The organism is Pseudochelatococcus lubricantis (assembly GCF_042432495.1).
GTDB lineage: Bacteria > Pseudomonadota > Alphaproteobacteria > Rhizobiales > Beijerinckiaceae > Pseudochelatococcus > Pseudochelatococcus lubricantis.
In genome coordinates, this window is record NZ_JBHLXC010000024.1 from 123,899 (window position 1) to 142,916 (window position 19,018).

16 protein-coding genes are annotated in these 19,018 nt (G+C 66.5%); 11 read left to right on the top strand and 5 right to left on the bottom strand.

What is annotated here, in order from left to right:
* Window positions 1-212: 212 nt before the first annotated feature.
* Window positions 213-1,610, bottom strand: coding sequence for a glutamine synthetase family protein (locus tag ACFFJ7_RS19775; protein ID WP_377594720.1), 1,398 nt, complete (start codon window positions 1,608-1,610; stop codon window positions 213-215).
* A 212-nt stretch (window positions 1,611-1,822) separates the two neighbouring features.
* Between ACFFJ7_RS19775 and ACFFJ7_RS19780 the strand changes: the two genes are divergently transcribed.
* The 10 genes from ACFFJ7_RS19780 to ACFFJ7_RS19825 all read left to right on the top strand — a co-directional run bounded on the left by ACFFJ7_RS19780 (window position 1,823) and on the right by ACFFJ7_RS19825 (window position 15,783).
* A complete protein-coding gene (locus tag ACFFJ7_RS19780) occupies window positions 1,823-3,019 on the top strand; it encodes an ABC transporter ATP-binding protein (RefSeq protein WP_377594722.1) in 1,197 nt (398 codons plus the stop codon).
* 15 nt (window positions 3,020-3,034) lie between these two features.
* Window positions 3,035-3,991 (top strand): ABC transporter permease subunit, encoded by a 957-nt coding sequence (locus ACFFJ7_RS19785; protein WP_166955123.1) that lies wholly within the window; start codon window positions 3,035-3,037, stop codon window positions 3,989-3,991.
* Window positions 3,988-4,779 (top strand): ABC transporter permease, encoded by a 792-nt coding sequence (locus ACFFJ7_RS19790; RefSeq protein ID WP_166955121.1) that lies wholly within the window; start codon window positions 3,988-3,990, stop codon window positions 4,777-4,779. The genes ACFFJ7_RS19785 and ACFFJ7_RS19790 overlap by 4 nt, the downstream gene beginning before the upstream one ends.
* Window positions 4,780-5,040: 261 nt before the next feature.
* Window positions 5,041-6,834, top strand: coding sequence for an extracellular solute-binding protein (locus ACFFJ7_RS19795; RefSeq protein ID WP_377594955.1), 1,794 nt, complete (start codon window positions 5,041-5,043; stop codon window positions 6,832-6,834).
* A 3-nt stretch (window positions 6,835-6,837) separates the two neighbouring features.
* Window positions 6,838-7,941, top strand: coding sequence for a microcin C ABC transporter permease YejB (locus tag ACFFJ7_RS19800; RefSeq protein WP_377594724.1), 1,104 nt, complete (start codon window positions 6,838-6,840; stop codon window positions 7,939-7,941).
* A gap of 1 nt (window position 7,942) precedes the next feature.
* Entirely contained in the window at window positions 7,943-9,064 is a 1,122-nt protein-coding gene (locus tag ACFFJ7_RS19805; protein ID WP_166955118.1) for an ABC transporter permease, read from the top strand.
* 11 nt (window positions 9,065-9,075) lie between these two features.
* On the top strand, window positions 9,076-10,797 hold the full coding sequence (locus ACFFJ7_RS19810; protein ID WP_377594727.1) for an ABC transporter ATP-binding protein: 1,722 nt from the start codon (window positions 9,076-9,078) through the stop codon (window positions 10,795-10,797).
* A gap of 48 nt (window positions 10,798-10,845) precedes the next feature.
* A complete protein-coding gene (gene upp, locus ACFFJ7_RS19815; protein ID WP_377594729.1) occupies window positions 10,846-11,475 on the top strand; it encodes a uracil phosphoribosyltransferase in 630 nt (209 codons plus the stop codon).
* A 261-nt stretch (window positions 11,476-11,736) separates the two neighbouring features.
* On the top strand, window positions 11,737-13,236 hold the full coding sequence (locus ACFFJ7_RS19820; protein WP_377594731.1) for a phosphomannomutase/phosphoglucomutase: 1,500 nt from the start codon (window positions 11,737-11,739) through the stop codon (window positions 13,234-13,236).
* Window positions 13,237-13,458: 222 nt separating this feature from the next.
* Window positions 13,459-15,783, top strand: a complete 2,325-nt coding sequence (locus ACFFJ7_RS19825; protein ID WP_377594732.1) for a PAS domain-containing sensor histidine kinase — start codon at window positions 13,459-13,461, stop codon at window positions 15,781-15,783.
* Window positions 15,784-15,790: 7 nt separating this feature from the next.
* On the opposite strand, the gene ACFFJ7_RS19830 is transcribed toward ACFFJ7_RS19825, so the two are convergent.
* The 4 genes from ACFFJ7_RS19830 to ACFFJ7_RS19845 form a co-directional block, all read right to left on the bottom strand.
* Window positions 15,791-16,291, bottom strand: coding sequence for a hypothetical protein (locus ACFFJ7_RS19830; RefSeq protein WP_377594734.1), 501 nt, complete (start codon window positions 16,289-16,291; stop codon window positions 15,791-15,793).
* Window positions 16,292-16,533: 242 nt separating this feature from the next.
* Window positions 16,534-16,974 (bottom strand): large conductance mechanosensitive channel protein MscL, encoded by a 441-nt coding sequence (gene mscL, locus ACFFJ7_RS19835; RefSeq protein WP_166955112.1) that lies wholly within the window; start codon window positions 16,972-16,974, stop codon window positions 16,534-16,536.
* Window positions 16,975-17,170: 196 nt separating this feature from the next.
* Window positions 17,171-17,665, bottom strand: coding sequence for a TIGR02301 family protein (locus ACFFJ7_RS19840; RefSeq protein ID WP_377594736.1), 495 nt, complete (start codon window positions 17,663-17,665; stop codon window positions 17,171-17,173).
* Window positions 17,662-18,384 carry an SDR family NAD(P)-dependent oxidoreductase gene (locus ACFFJ7_RS19845; RefSeq protein ID WP_166955247.1) on the bottom strand — a complete coding sequence of 241 codons (723 nt, stop codon included), beginning with the start codon at window positions 18,382-18,384 and terminating at the stop codon, window positions 17,662-17,664. Before ACFFJ7_RS19845 ends, ACFFJ7_RS19840 begins: the two co-directional genes overlap by 4 nt.
* Window positions 18,385-18,583: 199 nt before the next feature.
* On the opposite strand from ACFFJ7_RS19845, the gene ACFFJ7_RS19850 reads away from it, so the two are divergent.
* Window positions 18,584-18,847 carry an exodeoxyribonuclease VII small subunit gene (locus ACFFJ7_RS19850; protein ID WP_166955110.1) on the top strand — a complete coding sequence of 88 codons (264 nt, stop codon included), beginning with the start codon at window positions 18,584-18,586 and terminating at the stop codon, window positions 18,845-18,847.
* Window positions 18,848-19,018 lie beyond the last annotated feature (171 nt).

The window sequence follows — 19,018 nt, forward strand, 5'->3', positions numbered from 1 at the left end:
GGCGCCATCGGCCGTCGGTCCGCAATGGAGGGAGAGCGCTATGGGGGGCGAGGATGAGGCGGGGATTGCCGGCCAGAACCATTCCGCTTGTTGGCGAACGCGCGAATGGCCCTGACGTGCTGGTTGGACGCGCTTTCGGAGCGGAAGCGCAGCGGCCGGACGGAAAGGCTGCTGCAACCCCCGCCCTTTCCTGAAGTGCAGATTCCATATGTTCAGACGTTCAGCAACAGATATTCGCGCTCCCAGGGGCTGATCACCTGCATGAACGTCTCGTACTCGGTGCGCTTCACCGCCGAATAGGTGTTGACGAAGCTCTGGCCCAGCACGTCGATCAGCGGTTCGCATTCGCCAAGCTCGATCACCGCCTCCAGAATGCCGCGCGGCAGGTCGAAATCGAGATTGTAGGCGGAGCCCGTCACCGGCTCGCCGGGCTGGAGGCCCGCCTCGATGCCGAGATAGCCGCAGGCGAGCGTCGCGGCGATGGCGAGATAGGGATTGGCGTCGGAGGACGGCACGCGGTTTTCGACGCGCCGCGCAGCGGCGTCCGAAGGCGGCACGCGCAGGCCCGTGGTGCGGTTGTCGTAGCCCCAGCGCACATTGATGGGCGCGGTGGAGTTGCGCGTCAGCCGCCGGTAGGAGTTGACGTAAGGCGCCAGCATCGACATGGCGGCGGGCAGATAGGTCTGCAGGCCGGCGATGAAGGAGAAGAACGCGGGCGACGGCGAATCGTCCTCGTTGGAGAACAGGTTGCGGCCGGTCTTCGTATCCACGACGGAGGTGTGGATATGCATGGCCGAGCCCGGCTGGCGGGCGATGGGCTTGGCCATGAAGGTGGCGTACATGTCGTGCTGCAGCGCGGCCTCGCGGATGGTGCGCTTGAAGAGGAACACCTGGTCGGCGAGATCGATGGGATCGCCGTGGCGCAGGTTGATTTCCATCTGCCCGGCGCCTTCCTCGTGGATGAGCGCGTCGATGGCCAGGCCCTGTGCCTCCGAATAGTCGTAGATGTCCTCGAACAGGTCGTCGAACTCGTTGACGGCGGCGATGGAATAGGCCTGCCGGCCGATCTCCGCCCGGCCCGAGCGGCCGATCGGCGGCTCCAGCGGATAGTCGGGGTCGGTATTGCGCTTGACGAGATAGAACTCGATCTCCGGCGCGACCACGGGCTCCCAGCCGTTGCGGCGGAAAAGCTCGACCACGCGGCGCAGCACCTGCCGCGGCGCGTTCTCCTGCGCGCGGCCGTCACGGTGGAAGGCGTCGAGGATGACCTGCGCCGTGGGGTCGGAGGCCCACGGCACCGCCGTCAGCGTGGAGAGGTCCGGCCGCAGGACGAGATCGCCGTCGGCGGGCATCTCGCGCTGGAGCACCTCCTCCGGATAGTCGCCGGCGATGGTCTGGTAGAAGATCGCCCCCGGCAGGCTCATCACCGGATTGCCGAGAAACTTTTCGGACGGCATCACCTTGCCGCGCGCGACGCCGGCCTGGTTGGCGACGAAGCACTCGATCTCCTCGATGCCGGCGCGCGCCATGAAATCGCGCGCGTCGTCGATATCGACCGCGCCGCGCCGGCTGCGCAAACTCTTCTTCTGGGCTGTTTTCTTCCTGGTCATCCATCACCCGTTCGATCTGCCGCAGGCAGTAATCGCCGAGACGCCGCATCTGTCAATCATCTGACATCAAATCCCCGGATCGTGGTCCGGCAGGATGGGGAAAAGCGAAGGCGCTTGCGGCGGCTCCGCGTGGCCGCTAACGTTTTTTCCGCAACAAGGCGAGGGGAGCACGGGGCGTATGTCCGTGCCCGGAACTCAGGATTGGCGCGTCTATGACCGAGGCTCGGACTGAAGCTCGAACAGAAGCACGCAAACGCGATTCGCTGGCGATCGGCGCGGTTCGCCGCGACTTCGCGCCGTGGCTCGACCCGCAAGCGAAGCCCCTGATCCGCTTCGATCAGGTGACCAAGCGCTTCGGCGATTTCGTAGCTGTGGATAACCTCACCCTTCACATCTACGAGCGCGAGTTCTTCTGTCTGCTCGGACCGTCGGGCTGCGGCAAGACGACACTGATGCGCATGCTCGCCGGCTTCGAGGAGCCGACGCAGGGCAAGATCGTTCTCGGCGACCAGGTGGTGAGCGGCATCCCGCCCCACCGCCGGCCCGTCAACATGATGTTCCAGTCCTACGCGCTCTTCCCGCACATGAACGTGGAGAAGAACATCGCCTTCGGGCTGGTGCAGGACGGCCTGCCGAAGCAGGAGATCGCCGACCGGGTGGCGGAAATCCTGCGCCTCGTGCAGCTCACGCCCTTCGCGCGGCGCAAGCCGGACCAGCTCTCCGGCGGCCAGCGGCAGCGCGTGGCGCTGGCGCGCGCGCTCGTGAAGCGGCCCAAGGTGCTGCTGCTCGACGAGCCGCTCGGCGCGCTGGACAAGAAACTGCGCGAGGAAACGCAGTTCGAGCTGATGGACCTGCAGGTGAACCTCGGCATGACCTTCCTCGTCGTCACCCACGACCAGGAAGAGGCCATGACCATGGCCGACCGCATCGCGGTGATGGACAGGGGCACCATCAGGCAGATCGCGCCGCCCGGGCAGGTCTATGAGCAGCCGGCGAGCCGCTACGTGGCGGAGTTCATCGGCGACGTGAACATCATCGAGGGCAGGATCGCCGCGAGCGACGCCGGGCGGCTGCGCATCACGCGCACGGACGGCGAGGGCGAACTGGCGATCGAGGCGCCGCCCGGCGTGGCGACGCAGACGGGGCAGGAAATAGCCGTGGCGCTGCGGCCCGAAAAGCTGGTGCTGCACCGCGAGCCCCCGGCCGGCGCGCAGAACCTGCTGTCGGGCGAAATCTGGGATATCGGCTATCTGGGCGACTGGACGATCTATCTGGTGAAGCTCGCCAGCGGCCAGATCGTGCGCGTGTCGCGCGCCAACGCCAGCCGCTTCGTCGAACAGCCGCTGACCTGGGACGACAAGGTGCACATCACCTTCGCGCCCGAGGCCGGCGTGCTGCTGACGCAATAGGCGGGGAGCGCCGGCATGAGCGACAACGCCCTTCCCGCCACGCAGACGCCGGAGACGGCGCCCTTTTCGCGGACACCGCGCCTGCTGCGCGCGGTGGTGCCCGCCCTGCCATTCCTGTGGCTGCTGATCTTCTTCCTCACGCCGTTCGCCATCGTGTTCAGGATGTCACTGTCGCAGCCGGCGACGGCGCAGCCGCCCTATACGCCCGTGATCGACTGGGCGCAGGGGCTCGCCGGGCTGTGGGCGGCGCTGGGCGAACTCAACATCGACAACTTCCTGCTGCTCGCGGACGACTATCTCTATGTCGCCTCGGCGTTCTCGTCGCTGCGGATGGCGGCGGTCTCGACGCTGCTGCTGCTCCTGATCGGCTTCCCCATGGCCTATGCCATGGCCAAGGCGCCGGAAAACCGCCGGCCTGTGCTGCTGGTGCTCGTCATCCTGCCGTTCTGGACGAGCTTCCTGATCCGCGTCTATGCCTGGATCGGCATCCTGAAGCCCGAAGGGCTGCTCAACACGGTGTTGATCAGCCTCGGGCTGATCGACCAGCCGCTGCAGATCGTGAATACTGACATCGCCATCTTCATCGGCGTGGTCTACTGCTACCTGCCCTTCATGGTGCTGCCGCTCTACGCGACGCTCGAAAAGATGGACTGGACGCTGATCGAGGCGGCGCAAGACCTGGGCTGCCCGCCGTGGCGGGCCTTCTGGCGCATCACCGTGCCGCTGGCGCTGCCCGGCATCGCCGCCGGCGCCCTGCTGTGCTTCATCCCCATCGTCGGCGAATACGTGATCCCCGAACTGCTCGGCGGCCCGGACTCGCTGATGATCGGCAAGACGCTGTCGGACGAGTTCTTCAAGAACCGCGACTGGCCGCTGGCATCGGCCGTGGCGGTGGTGCTGCTGATCATCGTCGTCGGCCCGGTGATGGTCTACCGCGAGCTTGAAACCCGCAGGCTGGAGAAGGCCCGATGACCCGCCGCTTCACGCTGTTCGACACCACGGCGCTGACCTTCGGCTTCGCGTTCCTCTACGTGCCGTTGCTGGTGCTCATCGCCTATTCCTTCAACGACTCGCAGCTTCTCAATGTCTGGGGCGGCTTCTCCACGCGCTGGTATGTGTCGCTCTGGCACAATGCGCCGCTGCTCACGGCGCTGCGCAACTCGCTCGCCATCGGGTTCCTCTCGGCGGCGATCGCAACCTTCTTCGGCACGCTCGCGGCGCTCGCGCTGGTGCGCTACACGCGCTTCTGGGGTCGGCCGCTGTTCACCGGCATGGTCTATGCGCCGATGGTGATGCCGGAAGTGGTCACGGGCCTGTCGCTGCTGCTGTTCTTCGTCTCGGTGGGCGCGGAACGCGGCTTCTGGACAGTGACGCTCGCGCATACGACATTCACGATGTGCTACATCGCCGTCGTGGTGCAGTCGCGGCTGGTCGCCTTCGACAGGACGCTGGAGGAGGCCGCGCAGGACCTCGGTTGCCCGCCGGTGCGCACCTTCTTCACCATCACGCTGCCGCTGATCGCGCCTTCCGTCGCGGCCGGCTTCCTGCTCGCCTTCACCCTGTCGCTCGACGACGTGGTGATCGCGAGCTTCGTCACCGGCCCCGGCACCTCGACGCTGCCCATCGAGATTTTCAACAGGGCGCGCCGCGGCCTCTCGCCGGAGATCAACGCGCTGTCGTCGCTGATGCTGCTGGTGGTGACGGTGGTGGTGGTAGGGTCGTCGCTGGTGACGAAGCGGGCGGCGTTGCCGACACGGTAAGGTTGCGGGCTGCCCGCAAGCTTGACGAAATGTTAATGCGATTCATCTCCTATTGGACGTTACACTGACGCGGTTCGATTCGTGTCATCGCCTTTCGGGAGATCGCTCTTGGTTCGCCGTATTCGCCCCCGTTCGCCGGATGAGCCTTCCGTCGAGGCGTTGCGCCGCGCCACAACCCTCGCCACGCGCCGCGACCTGCTCGGCCTCGCGGGCGGCATCGCCGGCGCGGCGCTCGCCGCGCGCCTGCTGCCGGCCGCGGCGATGGCGCAGGAGAGCGCGCCTCCGGCCGGCGATGCGTATGAGGCGCACGGCCTTTCCGCGTTCGGCGACCTGCAGTTGCCGAAGGATTTTCCGCACTTTCCCTACGTGAATCCGGACGCGCCGGTGGGCGGCAAGATCGTGATGCGGGTCACGCAGGGCAGCTTCGACACCTTCAACACACTGAACGCCTTCGTGCTGCAGGGCGACGCTGCGGCCGGCATGAGCGCGACGTTCGACTCGCTGATGGCCGGCTCGGGCGACGAGCCGGACGCTGTCTACGGCCTGGTGGCGCAATCGGTGCAGGCAAGCGCCGACCGGCGCACCTATCGCTTCCGGCTGCGCCCCGAGGCGCGCTTCCACGACGGCACGCGGTTGACCGCGGCGGACGTCGCCTTCTCCTTCGATATCCTGAAGGAGAAAGGCCATCCGTCCTACCGCGCCATCCTGGCGGAGGCCGAGCGGGCGGTGGCGGAGGCGGATGACGTCGTCACCTTCCACCTCTCAGAACGGCGCGGGCGCGACCTGCATCTCATTGTCGCCAGCCTGCCGATCTTCTCGAAGGCGTACTGGAGCACGCGCGATTTCGCCGCCTCCACGCTGGAGCCGCCGCTGGGCTCGGGCGCCTACAAGGTGGGGCGGTTCGAGGTGGGGCGCTTCATCGAGTTCGACCGCGTGGACGACTACTGGGCGCGCGATCTCAACGTCAATGTCGGGCAGAACAGGTTCCGGCACGTGCGCTACGAGTATTTCCGCGACGAGCAGGTGATGTTCGAGGCGTTCAAGTCCGGCATCATCAACTTTCACGAGGAATATACCGCGAGCCTGTGGGCGAACGGCTACGACTTTGCCGCCTTCCGCGAGGGCCGCGTGAAGCGCGAGAAGATCGAGACCGCCGCCGCGCCCAACGTGCAGGGCTGGTACTTCAACACGCGCCGCGAGAAGTTCGCCGATCCGCGCGTGCGCGAGGCCATCGGGCTGGCGTTCGATTTCGAATGGACCAACGCCAAGATCATGTACGGCGCCTACCGGCGCACGACGTCGTTCTTCGAGCACACGCCCCTGAAGGCGGAGGGCCTGCCCGCGCCGGAAGAGCTGGCGCTACTGGAGCCGTTTCGCGGCAAGGTGCCGGACGAGGTGTTCGGCGAGCCGTTCGTGCCGCCCGTCTCCGACGGTTCCGGCAACGACCGCAACATGCTGCGCCGCGCCTTCGCGCTGCTGACGGAAGCAGGGCTGAAACGCGAGGGCGACACGCTGCGCCTGCCGGACGGCAAGCCGTTCGAGATCGAATTCCTCGATTCCGGCACGCGGCTGCAACCGCACACGCAACCGTTCCAGGGCAACCTGCGCCGGCTCGGCATCACGGCGACGTCGCGCATCGTCGATCCGTCGCAGTATCAGGAGCGGCTGCGCAAATACGACTACGACGTCGTCAGCGTGGCGCGGCAGGGCAGCCTGACGCCGGGGGCGGAACTGCGGGTGTTCTACGGCTCCGAAGCCGCCAGGACACCGGGCGGGCTCAATCTCGCCGGCATCAACAGCCCGGCGGTCGATGCGCTGATCGAGCACATCATCCGCGCCGGGACGCGCGAGGAAATCAACGTCGGCGCCCGCGCCCTCGACCGCGTGCTGCGCGCCGGGCGCTACTGGGTGCCGATGTGGTTCCGGCCTGACGACTGGTATGCCTTCTGGGACATCTTCTCCCGCCCCGCGCAGTCGCCCCGCTACAGCTCGGGCGCGCCGGGCACGTGGTGGTTCGACGCCGAGAAAGCCGCACGCATCGGCTGGAAGGGCTAGTCCATGTTCGCCTATGTCGCGCGGCGCCTGCTGCTGATGATTCCCACCATCTTCGGCATCATGCTGATTTCCTTCGTCATCGTGCAATTCGCCCCCGGCGGGCCGGTGGAGCGCATCATCGCGCAGATGCAGGGAGCGGACGGCGGCGCCACGGCGCGCATCGGCGGCGGGGGTGGCGGCGATCTGGGCGCGGCAGGCGGCGCCGCGGACGCGGGTTCCGGCGGGCGCTATCGCGGCGCGCAGGGGCTCGACCCCGCTTTCATCGCCCAGCTCGAAAAGCAGTTCGGCTTCGACAGGCCGGCGCACGAGCGCTTCATCAAGATGATGACGGACTACGCCACCTTCAACTTCGGCAAGAGCTACTTCCGCGACGTCTCTGTGCTGTCGCTGATCGGCGAGAAGCTGCCGGTGTCGATCACGCTCGGCCTGTGGATGACGCTGATCTCCTACGCTATCTCCATCCCGCTCGGCATCGCCAAGGCGGTGCGCGACGGTTCGAGGTTCGACGTGTGGACATCGGGCGTGGTCATCGTCGGCTACGCTATTCCCTCCTTCCTGTTCGCGATCCTGCTGATCGTGTTTTTCGCGGGCGGCTCGTTCTGGCAGATTTTCCCGCTGCGTGGCCTCACCTCCGAGAATTTCTCGGAGCTGTCGCTCGTCGGCAAGATCGCCGACTACCTGTGGCACATCGCGCTGCCGATCTTCTCCATGGCGATCGGCGCGTTCGCGACGTCGACGCTGCTGACCAAGAACTCGTTTCTGGACGAAATCCGCAAGCAGTACGTGCTCACCGCCCGCATGAAGGGCCTCACGGAACGGCAGGTGCTCTACGGCCACGTGTTCCGCAACGCCATGCTGATCGTCATCGCCGGTTTTCCGGGCGCGTTCATCGGCGCCTTCTTCGCCGGCTCGCTGCTGATCGAGACCATCTTCTCGCTGGACGGGCTGGGGCTGCTGTCGTTCGAGTCCATCGTCAACCGGGATTACCCGGTGGTGTTCGCCAGCCTGTTCATCTTCTCGCTGCTCGGACTCGTGGTGAACCTGCTGTCGGACCTCACCTACACATGGATCGATCCGCGCATCGATTTCGAGACGCGGGAGGTCTGAGATGACGGACGCCGCAGCCATCGCCGCCGCGCCGCCCCTGCCCGAAAAGGGATGGCTGCGGCTGTCGCCGCTCAACCGCCGCCGGCTGCGCAACTTCCGCGCGCACAGGCGCGGTTTCTGGTCGCTGTGGATATTCCTGGCGCTGTTCTTCGTGACGCTGGGCGCGGAGTTCATCGCCAACGACCGGCCGCTGGTCGCCTCCTACAAGGGCGAAATCCTGTTTCCCGTGCTGGTGGACTATCCGGAAGAAAAATTCGGCGGCTTCCTCGCCCGCACGGACTACCGCGATCCGTTCATCGCCGACGAGATCAACGCGAACGGCTGGGCCCTCTGGCCGCCGGTCCGCTTCGCCTACAACACGCACAACCTCGCCATTCCGGTGCCGGCGCCCGCGCCGCCGACGTGGCTGCTGACGGACGAGCAATGCGGCGGCTCGTGCGCCGGCATCGAGTGGAACTGGCTCGGCACCGACGACCAGGGCCGCGACGTGCTGGCGCGCCTCATCTACGGCTTCCGCCTCTCGGTGCTGTTCGGGCTGATCCTGGCCGGCATCTCGTCGGTGATCGGCATCTTTACGGGCGCCGTTCAGGGCTATTTCGGCGGCTGGACGGACCTCGTGCTGCAGCGGATCATCGAGATCTGGAACTCGATCCCCTCGCTCTACCTGCTGATCATCGTCTCGTCGATCATCACGCCGGGCTTCTTCGTGCTGCTCGGCATCCTGCTGCTGTTCTCGTGGGTGGCGCTCGTCGGTGTCGTGCGGGCCGAGTTCCTGCGCGCACGCAACTTCGAATACGTGAACGCGGCGCGGGCGCTCGGCCTCTCCGACGCCACCATCATGTTCCGCCACCTGCTGCCCAATGCCATGGTGGCGACGCTGACCTTCCTGCCCTTCGTGCTCAACGGTTCCATCACCACGCTGACCTCGCTCGACTTCCTCGGCTTCGGCCTGCCGCCGGGCTCGCCCTCGCTCGGGGAGCTGCTGGCGCAGGGCAAGGCGAACCTGCAGGCGCCCTGGCTTGGCCTCACGGGCTTCTTCGTCATCGCGCTGATGCTGTCGCTGCTGATCTTCATCGGCGAGGCGGTGCGCGACGCCTTCGATCCGCGCAAGACGTTCAACTGAAGGAGACAAGCATGAGTGCGCCGCTGCTCTCCGTCAGGAATCTCGCCGTCAACTTCCGCCAGGACGGGCGCGAGATAAAGGCCGTCAGGGGCGTTTCCTTCGATCTCGCGGCGGGCGAGACGCTGGCGCTCGTCGGCGAATCCGGCTCCGGCAAGTCGGTGACGGCACTGTCCGTGCTGCGGCTGCTGAACTATCCGGCGGCGTACCATCCGTCCGGCGAGGTGCTGTTCAAGGGCCGCGACCTGCTGCGCGCCACGGAGGACGACCTGCGCAAGGTGCGCGGCAACGACATCACCATGGTGTTTCAGGAGCCGATGACCTCGCTGAACCCGCTGCACGTGATCTCGCGCCAGATCGGGGAGATTCTCGCGCTGCACAAGGGCATCACGGGCGAGGCCGCGCGCCGGCGCACGCTGGAACTGCTGGAACTCGTCGGCATCCGCGACGCGGAAAGCCGGCTCGACGCCTATCCGCACCAGCTCTCCGGCGGGCAGCGCCAGCGCGTGATGATCGCCATGGCGCTCGCAAACGAGCCGGATCTGCTGATCGCCGACGAGCCCACCACGGCGCTCGACGTGACCGTGCAGGCGCAGATTCTCGACCTGCTGGCACAGCTCAAGGCGCGGCTCAACATGTCGCTGCTGTTCATCACCCACGATCTGGGCATCGTGCGCCGCATCGCCGATCGGGTCTGCGTGATGACCGGCGGCGAGATCGTCGAGACCGGGCCGGTGGCGCAGGTGTTCGACGCACCGCAGCATGCCTATACGCGCAAGCTGCTGGCCGCAGAGCCGAAGGGCGCCCCCCAGCCGGTGGCGGACAACGCGCCGGTGGTATTGGAAGCCGGCCCCATCAAGGTATGGTTCCCGATCCGGCGCGGCTTCTTCCGCCGGACGGTGGGCTACGTGAAGGCGGTCGACGGCGTGTCGCTGACCGTGCGTGAGGGCGAAACGGTAGGCATCGTCGGCGAATCGGGATCGGGCAAGACGACGCTCGGCCTCGCGCTTTTGCGGCTGATCCGCTCGGAAGGGCCGATCGCCTTTCTCGGCCAGCGCATCGACGGGCTGAAGCGCAAGGCGGTGAAGCCGCTGCGACGCTCCATGCAGATCGTGTTCCAGGACCCCTACGGCTCGTTGTCGCCGCGCCTTTCCGTGGCCGAGATCGTGGCCGAGGGGCTCGGAGCGCTTTCCGGCCGCGTGGAATCATTCGGCCGATCAGAACTCGCCCGGGAAAAAGAAGCGCGGAGCGAGGACCGGATCGACTCCGGCCTTCGCGTGCAGCAAGGCCACCTGTCGCAGGCGGAACGGCGCGCCCGGGTGGCGCGGGCGCTCGCCGATGTCGGGCTCGATCCCGCGGCCATGGATCGCTATCCGCACGAGTTTTCCGGCGGCCAGCGCCAGCGCATCGCCATCGCGCGCGCCATGGTGCTGGAGCCGCGCTTCATCGTGCTGGACGAACCCACCTCGGCGCTCGACATGTCGGTGCAGGCCCAGATCGTCGACCTGCTGCGCGAGCTGCAGCGCACGCGCAGGCTCGCCTACCTGTTCATCAGCCACGACCTCAAGGTGGTGCGGGCGCTATCCAACACCGTGATCGTGATGCAGAATGGCCGGGTGGTGGAACAGGGGCCGGCCGGCCCGCTGTTCGCCGATCCGCAGACGGAGTATACGCGCACGCTGTTCGCGGCCGCTTTCGCGTCATCGGCGCGGGAAAACGCGGGCGCCGCCTCCTGAGGCGGGCGAAGGGGGACGCCGCAAGGCCGCAGATCAGAGGGGAGCATCATGGAAGGCGTCACGGTCGTCGATCATCCGCTGGTGCGGCACAAGCTCACGCTGATGCGCGACAGGACGCGCTCCACCAAGGGCTTCCGGCAGTTGCTGAACGAGATCGGCATGCTGCTGTGCTACGAGGTGACGCGCGACCTGCCGACCGAGCTGATCGAGGTGGAGACGCCCATCGCCACGATGCGCGCGCCGGTGCTCGCGGGCAAGAAGCTCGTCTTCGCGCCGATCCTGCGGGCGGGCGCGGGCTTTCTCGATGCCATGCTCGACCTGGTGCCCTCCGCGCGCGTCGCGCACATCGGCCTCTACCGCGATCCGGAGACGCTGCAGGCGGTTGAATACTATTTCAAGGCGCCCGCGGATGTGGCGGAGCGGCTCGTCATCGTTATCGACCCAATGCTCGCCACCGCGAATTCGGCCATCGCCGCCATCGACCTGCTGAAGCAGCGCGGCGCGCGCGACCTGCGCTTCGTGTGCCTGCTCGCCGCGCCGGAGGGCATCCACCGGCTGCAGGCGGCGCACCCGGAAGTGCGCATCTGGACGGCCGCCATTGACGAAGGCCTGAACGAGCACAGCTACATCGTGCCCGGCCTCGGGGACGCGGGAGACCGCATGTATGGCACGCGCTGAGCCGGCACCCTGGAGGAACGGTGACGTTAACCATTTGTCGTAAAGGCGGGCAAACTGCCAAACATCCGTCATGATACTGGTATTCTTTGTTGTATAGGCACGTGCCGTTGCACGGTCGCCGCGCAACCTCCGGGTGGAGCGATTTTGCTATTCGTCGAAACGCTCAAGTGATCCGGGTTTCTTATTTGACCGCCGCACGGAAAAAGCGCTATCCACTTTTCCCGAACGCGCCACAGCAGCCATGAGCCTGTAAGGAACACCATGTTTCCGAAGCCCCTCCCCCTGCTCACCCCCAACACCTACGAATACGAATCGTTGCCGATGGTGAAGCCCACGGGCTTTCGCGAATACGATGCGCGCTGGTTGTTCGAGAAGGAGATCAACCTGATGGGCGTGCAGGCGCTGGGGCTCGGCCTCGGCCACCTGCTGCACGAATTCGGCGTGAAGCCGGAGATCGTCACCGGCCATGACTTCCGCGGCTATTCGGCGTCGATCAAGTATGCGCTGATCACCGGCTTGCTGGCGGCGGGCGTCAAGGTGAAGGACATCGGCCTCGCGCTTTCTCCCATGGCCTATTTCGCGCAGTTCGCGCTCGATGTGCCGGCGGTGGCGATGGTCACTGCCTCGCACAACGACAACGGCTGGACCGGCGTGAAGATGGGCGCGGCCCGCCCCCTCACCTTCGGCCCGGATGAGATGTCGCGCCTCAGGGAGATCGTGCTGAACGGCACCTCGCGGGCGCGCCCGGGCGGCGAATACGAATTCGTCGAGGGCTTCGCGCAGCGCTATATCGACGACCTGATCAACCGGCCGAAGCTGAAGCGCAAGCTCAAGGTCATCGCCGCCTGCGGCAACGGCACGGCCGGCGCCTTCGCCCCGCAGGTGCTGGAGGGCATCGGCGCGGAAGTGGTGCCGCTCGACACGACGCTGGACCACACTTTCCCGCGCTACAATCCCAACCCCGAAGACATGAAGATGCTGCACGCCATCGCCGACGCGGTGCGTGAATCGGGCGCGGACGTCGGGCTCGGCTTCGACGGCGACGGCGACCGCTGCGGCGTCGTCGACAACGAGGGCGCGGAAATCTTCGCCGACAAGATCGGCGTGATGCTGGCGCGCGATCTCTCCGCGCTTCATCCCGGTTCCATTTTCGTGGTGGACGTGAAGTCGACCGGCCTCTTCGTCACCGATCCGGTGCTGCAGCAGAACGGTGTGAAGGCGGACTACTGGAAGACCGGGCACAGCTACATCAAGCGCCGGGTGAAGGAACTCAACGCGCTCGCGGGCTTCGAGAAATCGGGCCACTTCTTCTTCAATGCTCCCATCGGCCACGGCTACGACGACGGCCTCGTCACGGCGCTCGCGGTCTGCGACATGCTCGACCGCAACCCGGACAAGTCGATGGCCGACCTCTACCGCGCCCTGCCGCGCACCTGGGGCACGCCGACCATGTCGCCCCATTGCGCGGACGAGGTGAAGTATGACGTCGTCGCGCGCGTTGTGAAACGCTTCGAGACGCTGAAGGCCGAAGGCGGCAAGGTCGGCGGGCAGGCGATCCACGATCTCGTCACCGTGAACGGCGTGCGCGTCGTTGCAGAGGACGGGACGTGGGGGCTGGTGCGCGCCTCCTCCAACAAGCCGGAACTCGTCGTGGTGATCGAAAGCCCCATCTCCGAGGCGCGCACGCGCGAGATGTTCAAGGCGGTCGACGACATCCTGCGGGAGAACCCGGAAGTCGGCGCATACAATCAGACCTTCTGATTTTTTCTGGAACCTTCTGATTTTCCTGAATAATCGGACGTGCAGGCGCGGGAGGCAACTCCCGCGCCTTTTCCATCAGGGCAACAGTTCGCGCATCTATCCCTGTCAATACTTCATAAACCATCTGGACAAATCAGCGATTTGGGATTCAGATGGAGTCGATTCGGAAAGATGCGGCACGTCTTACCGATCAGACGTTTGGGACTCCGAAGGGGGCGTTGCATGGCGCGCGCGCAAGCGGCGGGCGTGCCCGCACGCGCGGGCACGATTCTGGGAATTACGCGATCGATCGCCAATCCCGGATACCGCCAACTGGCTATGATGGAACCGTGGCTGAGGCTCATGGTGCCGACGCTGCTGGTTGTGTTTCTCACATCGCTGATCGCCGGCGCGGTGCTGCAGGGCATCGACAGCCGCAACGAAACCCTGAACGACGCCATTACCGAAATCGACCTCGTTGCCGCGCTCGCCACAAGCGAAATCGGCCAGAAGCTCGCCGCCTCCGCCGCCGGGGACGACGAGGTGTCGCTGCCGGCGTTGGCGCGGGCGGTTCTGGAGCGCACCATTCCCGCGCAGGCCGTCACGGACGGACGGCTGGTCGCGGTCGCCGACGCCACCGGCCGCGTCAGCGCCGCGCGTCCAGCGGCGGCGGTCGGCGCGAAACTCGCGGATATCCTCGGCGGCGCGCAGCCTCTCACCACTTTCGCCGACCGGGCCGGGGTGCTGCGCATCCAGCTCGCCTCCGGCGAGGCCGCACTCGCGACGGTGCGCAACCTGCCCGGCGGCGGGCAGGTTGCCGTCATCCAGCCGGAAAACCGGGCGCTGGCGGGTTGGCGCGCAGGCCTGACGGGGCAGACGACACTGCTCGCGGCCTGCGCCTTCGTGCTGGTGGCGCTGGCGCTGGCCTATTTCATGCAAGCGGGGCGCGCGCGGGCGGCGGACGAGGTGTGCGAAAAGGTGCGCGAGCGCGTGGACGCCGCCCTCGACCGCGGCCGCTGCGGCCTGTGGGATTGGGACATCGCGCGCGGGCGGCTCTACTGGTCGGACTCGATGTACGACATCCTCGGCTATCGCCGCCACGACGAGTTCATGTCGTTCGGCGAGATGAACCGTCTGGTGCATCCGGACGACGCCGATCTCTACGCCATGGCCGACATGGTGGCGAGCAACCGTGCTTCCGCCATCGACCACGAGTTCCGCATCCTCAACGCGGACGGCCAGTGGGTGTGGATCAAGGCCCGCGCGCAGCTCATCGACGACGAGGGCGGCGACGGGCCGCATCTTGTCGGCATCGCCGTCGACATCACCGAGCAGCGCCGCCTGGCCGAGCGCACCGCCACGGCCGACATGCGGCTGCGCGAAGCGGTGGAGACCATCTCGGAAGCCTTCGTGCTGTGGGACGCGAACAACCGTCTCGTCACCTGCAACTCGAAGTTCCAGCGCCTGCACGGGCTGGCGCCCGAAAGCGTGGTGCCGGGCATGGCCTATGACGAGCTTATGAGCCTCGGCACCCTGCCCCCCGTGCGCACGGAATTGATGGGGCAGGCGAGGCCCGGACACGCCCGTGAAACCGGCGCGCGCACCTTCGAGGCGCAGCTGGCGGACGGGCGCTGGCTGCAGATCAACGAGCGGCGCACGCGCGACGGCGGCTACGTCTCCGTCGGCACAGATATCACGGCGCTGAAGAACCACGAGGAAAAGCTGATGGAATCGGAACGGCGGCTTATCGCCACCGTGGCCGATCTCAAGCGCTCCCGCCAGAAGCTGGAGACGCAGGCACGCCAGCTCGCCGATCTCGCCGAACGCTATCTGGAGCAGAAGGCGGAAGCCGAATCCGCCAACCGCGCCAAGGCGGAGTTCCTCGCCAACATGAGCCACGAGCTGCGCACGCCGCTCAACGCCATCATCGGCTTCTCGGAAGTGATGGAAAGCGGCATCTTCGGCGAACTCGGCAACGAGAAATACCACGAATACTGCCGGGACATCCGCCAGAGCGGCAAGTATCTGCTCGACGTCATCAGCGACATTCTGGACATGTCCCGCATCGAGGCAGGGCGTATCAGGCTGGCGTGCGAATCGCTCGCCGTCGACACCGTGATGCGCGAGGCCGCCCGGGCCGTGACGCGCGACGCGGAACTGAAGGGCCTCGCGCTCGCCGTGGAAACACTGCCCGAAACCGCCATCAGCGCCGACCCGCGCGCCGTGGAGCAAATCCTTGGCCATATCCTGCGCAACGCCGTCAAATTCACGCCCGAGGGCGGCCGCGTGACGCTGCGGGCGCGCGTGTCCGGTCCGAACATCCATCTCTATGTGGAGGATACAGGCATCGGCATTCCGGCCGAGGCGCTGAAGAAGCTCGGCCGGCCGTTCGAGCAGGTGGAGACGGAATTCGCCCGCAGCTACAAGGGATCGGGACTGGGCCTCGCCATCGCCCGCTCGCTCGCGGAACTGCACGGCGGCGCGCTGCGCATCCGCTCCAGCGTCGGCAACGGCACCGTCGTGATGGTCAGCCTGCCCGCCGAAATCCAGAGCCGGCAGGCAGCCTGATACCGAATCAGCGGCCGGCCGGCGTGCGGATGTCGAGAGGCCCGGCGGAGCGCGCCGCAACCGGTGACGACACGACGGCGGGCGCGGGCATTACAGCCGGCGCAGACGGCACGCGGGTTGCAACGGGAGCCTGCGGCGATGCGGGCGAGGTGTAGAACGCGCTCATCTCATCGAAACCGGCGCTGTCCCCGGCCGCGCCATAGTTCGGAATCGCATCGCCCGGGATGGTGACGGTGCGCCCGCCCGATCCGTTTAGGCAGTCGGCGCAGATGCCGCCAACCGCCTGCTTGGCGCTGCGCTCCCAGCGGTCGAAACGGCGCTGCTCCTCGTCGAGGGCGCGCAGGTTCGCCTCACGGTCGCGCACTTTCTCGTCCCGCCATTCCGGCGAGAACATCTCGGGCCCGGCAACGGCGGCGGCATTGGCCGAGCCGGTGGCTGCGGCGCCTCCCCCGGCGGCGTGTGCCGCCCCTGCCAGCAACGTGAACGCCAGAACAGCGACAATCCTCACGGCAATACCCTCATAGCCACGTACGACAGCAGGCCGCCGCCGGAACCGGCGTTCGGGCGGCAGCGCGAACTCTATTATCTGGCAGATAATACCGTCATCAATAAGGCGCAATGACAGATGTCATGCATCCTGAACGACGAACATCCGCCTGGAAGCCCGTTCGCCGTCCTGTCTTCTTGTCGACGTATCGGATTCATCCGGAAAACGGCACCCGTTTTCCGGTCTGAAGCTCCATGCGGGCGTCACGCCTGCGGGCGCGGACGGTCGGCCAGCAGATCGCGGATCTGCGTGAGCAGCTTGACGTCGGCGGGCTCCTCGGGCGCCGGCGCCGGCGGCTTGTTCCGCTCCGCCTGGCGTTTCAGCTCGTTGATGCCCTTGACCACGAGGAACAGCACCCACGCGACGATGATGAAGTTGATGGCGGCGGTGATGAAGCTGCCGTAGGCGAGCACCGCGCCCTGCGAGCGCGCGGCGTCGAGGGACGTGGACGTCACCTCGCCGGAGAGCGGCAGGAAGTAGTTGGAGAAGTCGACGCCGCCGCGCGTGATCCAGGCGATCAGGGGCATGAAAATGTCGCCGACGATCGATTCAACGATCCGGCTGAACGAGGCGCCGATGATCACGCCGATGGCGAGATCCACCACGTTGCCCCGCAGGGCGAATTCCCGAAATTCCTTCAGCATCAGTTCAGTTCCTCAGGCCCGGAGGTTTTTAGAATCTGTCCTGTTTATGTTGAAACAGGACAGATTCTAGGTTCCTTATTTTGAGTGAATTCTGATTGATCAGATGATTCCATCTGATCGGCAAGCGCTCTGGGGTCAAGTTCCCGGGACGCCAATACTGCATTGCGGGCGTTTTTGGTAGCAGAACATCGCCCCCTCAACCACCAAAGCGGGCGGCGATGGCGCGGCTGAGGCGCTCGCCCTCCGCGAGATAGCGCGCGACCGATACCTGCGCCGCATCCGTGCAGATGCGGTAGGTGACGGAGAACCCCCGGTAACCCTGGTTGAAGGCGCCCGCGAGCCGCGCGCGCGTCTCCGCATCCCGCGATTCGCTGTCGATCAGCGCCGCCATGCGCCCGTGCCATTCCGGCGCGTCCGGCGCGCCGCACAGCGCGCGCAGGAACGACAGGGCGCCCATGACTTCCGAAAGGCGCACCAGGTTGTTTTCATAGCCGGGCGGCGGCGTGCGGATGGTCTCCGCCTCCGCCTCCGGCTCCTGCACCGGCGCGCTTTCCACCGGCGGCGCCTCGCGCACGGGCGGCAGCGGCGCACGCTGCGCGCGCGCGGCGGAACTCACATGGGCGGATGCCGCCGCCAGCAGGCAGACGGCGAGAAGCCGCGGGAAACGGCGGCGGGCGCCCCGCGCGCTCACACGTGCTGCCCGCCGTTGATGTGCAGCTCCGCACCCGTCACGTAGGACGACGCCTCGGTGCACAGGAAGTAGATCGCCTTCGCTACCTCGTCGGGCGTGCCAAGGCGGCGCAGCGGAAACGCTTCCGCCATGCGCGCCGTGCCGGGGGAAAGGATCGAGGTATCGATCTCGCCCGGCGAAATGGCGTTGACGCGCACGCCCAGCGGGCCGAAATCCGCCGCCATCTCGCGCGTGAGGGCCGCGAGCGCAGCCTTCGACGTCGCATAGGCCGCACCCGCGTAGGGATGGACGCGCGAACCGGCGATGGAGGTGACGTTGACGACCGAGCCGCTCGCCCGCGACAGTTCCTCGACGAGACCGCGCGCCAGCATGACGGAGGCGAAGAAATTCACCTGAAACACGCGGTGCCAGTCCTCGATGGGGGTGTCGAGCGTGTTCAGCCGGCCGCCGCTCCCGCCTTTGGGAGAGATGCCGGCGTTGTTGACGAGCGCGTCCAGCACCCCGCCCTCTTCAGCGAGGCGGCGCTTCATCTCATCGATGGCGGCGAGGGTGGAGCCGGTATCGGCGAGATCGACCTGGATATGGTCTTCCGGCCCCATCTCCCACGGACATTGCTCGGGAAAGGCGTGGCGGGAGCTGGTGATCACGCGCCAGCCCGCGGCGGAAAAGCGTTTGACCGTGGCGTGGCCGATCCCCCGGCTGGCGCCGGTGAGCAGCATGATGCGACGTCGGGCATTCGTGGTTCTGGTCACGGCGGATTCTCGTCTGAGGTATATGCGACACACTACGCCTGGATCGCGCCGCGGTCCACTGCCACCGCGCGAATGCGCCGATATCACGCGCACGGGCGATCTTCCCGCGCAGCTGACGGCCACAGAACACTTGTATTCGCGTCGCGCAGGCGCGATAACTGCGGCCATGAGCGAGAAAATCCCCTCCTCCGCCCTCGCGGACATCGACGGCCTGCCTTTCGAAAAGGCACTGGCCGAGCTTGAACAGATCGTGTCGCGCCTTGAGCGCGGCGACGTGCCGCTTGAAGAATCCATCGCCATTTTCGAGCGCGGCGAGCTGCTGAAGAAACATTGCGACGCGCTGCTGAAAACCGCCGAGGCCCGGATCGAGAAGATCTCGCAGGCGGGCAATGGCACCGTCGCCACGGAACCGCTCGACGTCGAAGCCTGATCGTGCCCGCCGATTGCATCCTTGCGCGGCGGAACACCCGGGATCACGGGGAATTTGACGAAATCTCGCCAAACGCCTATTCCCTGTTATCTTGCGCGAGAAGGCCGCGCACACCGTGGCGCGGCCGTTTCGCGATCCATGACATGACGGGACCCGAGAGGTTTCCGGAGG

What these genes read in the sequence shown, in the direction of transcription:
- ACFFJ7_RS19780 (WP_377594722.1), top strand. Translation starts at nt 1,823, where the DNA reads ATGACCGAGGCTCGGACTGAAGCTCGAACAGAAGCACGCAAACGCGAT.
- ACFFJ7_RS19775 (WP_377594720.1), bottom strand. Translation starts at nt 1,610, where the DNA reads ATGACCAGGAAGAAAACAGCCCAGAAGAAGAGTTTGCGCAGCCGGCGC.
- ACFFJ7_RS19820 (WP_377594731.1), top strand. Translation starts at nt 11,737, where the DNA reads ATGTTTCCGAAGCCCCTCCCCCTGCTCACCCCCAACACCTACGAATAC.
- ACFFJ7_RS19800 (WP_377594724.1), top strand. Translation starts at nt 6,838, where the DNA reads ATGTTCGCCTATGTCGCGCGGCGCCTGCTGCTGATGATTCCCACCATC.
- ACFFJ7_RS19795 (WP_377594955.1), top strand. Translation starts at nt 5,041, where the DNA reads ATGGCGCAGGAGAGCGCGCCTCCGGCCGGCGATGCGTATGAGGCGCAC.
- ACFFJ7_RS19845 (WP_166955247.1), bottom strand. Translation starts at nt 18,384, where the DNA reads ATGCTGCTCACCGGCGCCAGCCGGGGGATCGGCCACGCCACGGTCAAA.
- ACFFJ7_RS19805 (WP_166955118.1), top strand. Translation starts at nt 7,943, where the DNA reads ATGACGGACGCCGCAGCCATCGCCGCCGCGCCGCCCCTGCCCGAAAAG.
- ACFFJ7_RS19785 (WP_166955123.1), top strand. Translation starts at nt 3,035, where the DNA reads ATGAGCGACAACGCCCTTCCCGCCACGCAGACGCCGGAGACGGCGCCC.
- ACFFJ7_RS19850 (WP_166955110.1), top strand. Translation starts at nt 18,584, where the DNA reads ATGAGCGAGAAAATCCCCTCCTCCGCCCTCGCGGACATCGACGGCCTG.
- ACFFJ7_RS19810 (WP_377594727.1), top strand. Translation starts at nt 9,076, where the DNA reads ATGAGTGCGCCGCTGCTCTCCGTCAGGAATCTCGCCGTCAACTTCCGC.
- mscL (WP_166955112.1), bottom strand. Translation starts at nt 16,974, where the DNA reads ATGCTGAAGGAATTTCGGGAATTCGCCCTGCGGGGCAACGTGGTGGAT.
- upp (WP_377594729.1), top strand. Translation starts at nt 10,846, where the DNA reads ATGGAAGGCGTCACGGTCGTCGATCATCCGCTGGTGCGGCACAAGCTC.
- ACFFJ7_RS19825 (WP_377594732.1), top strand. Translation starts at nt 13,459, where the DNA reads ATGGCGCGCGCGCAAGCGGCGGGCGTGCCCGCACGCGCGGGCACGATT.
- ACFFJ7_RS19790 (WP_166955121.1), top strand. Translation starts at nt 3,988, where the DNA reads ATGACCCGCCGCTTCACGCTGTTCGACACCACGGCGCTGACCTTCGGC.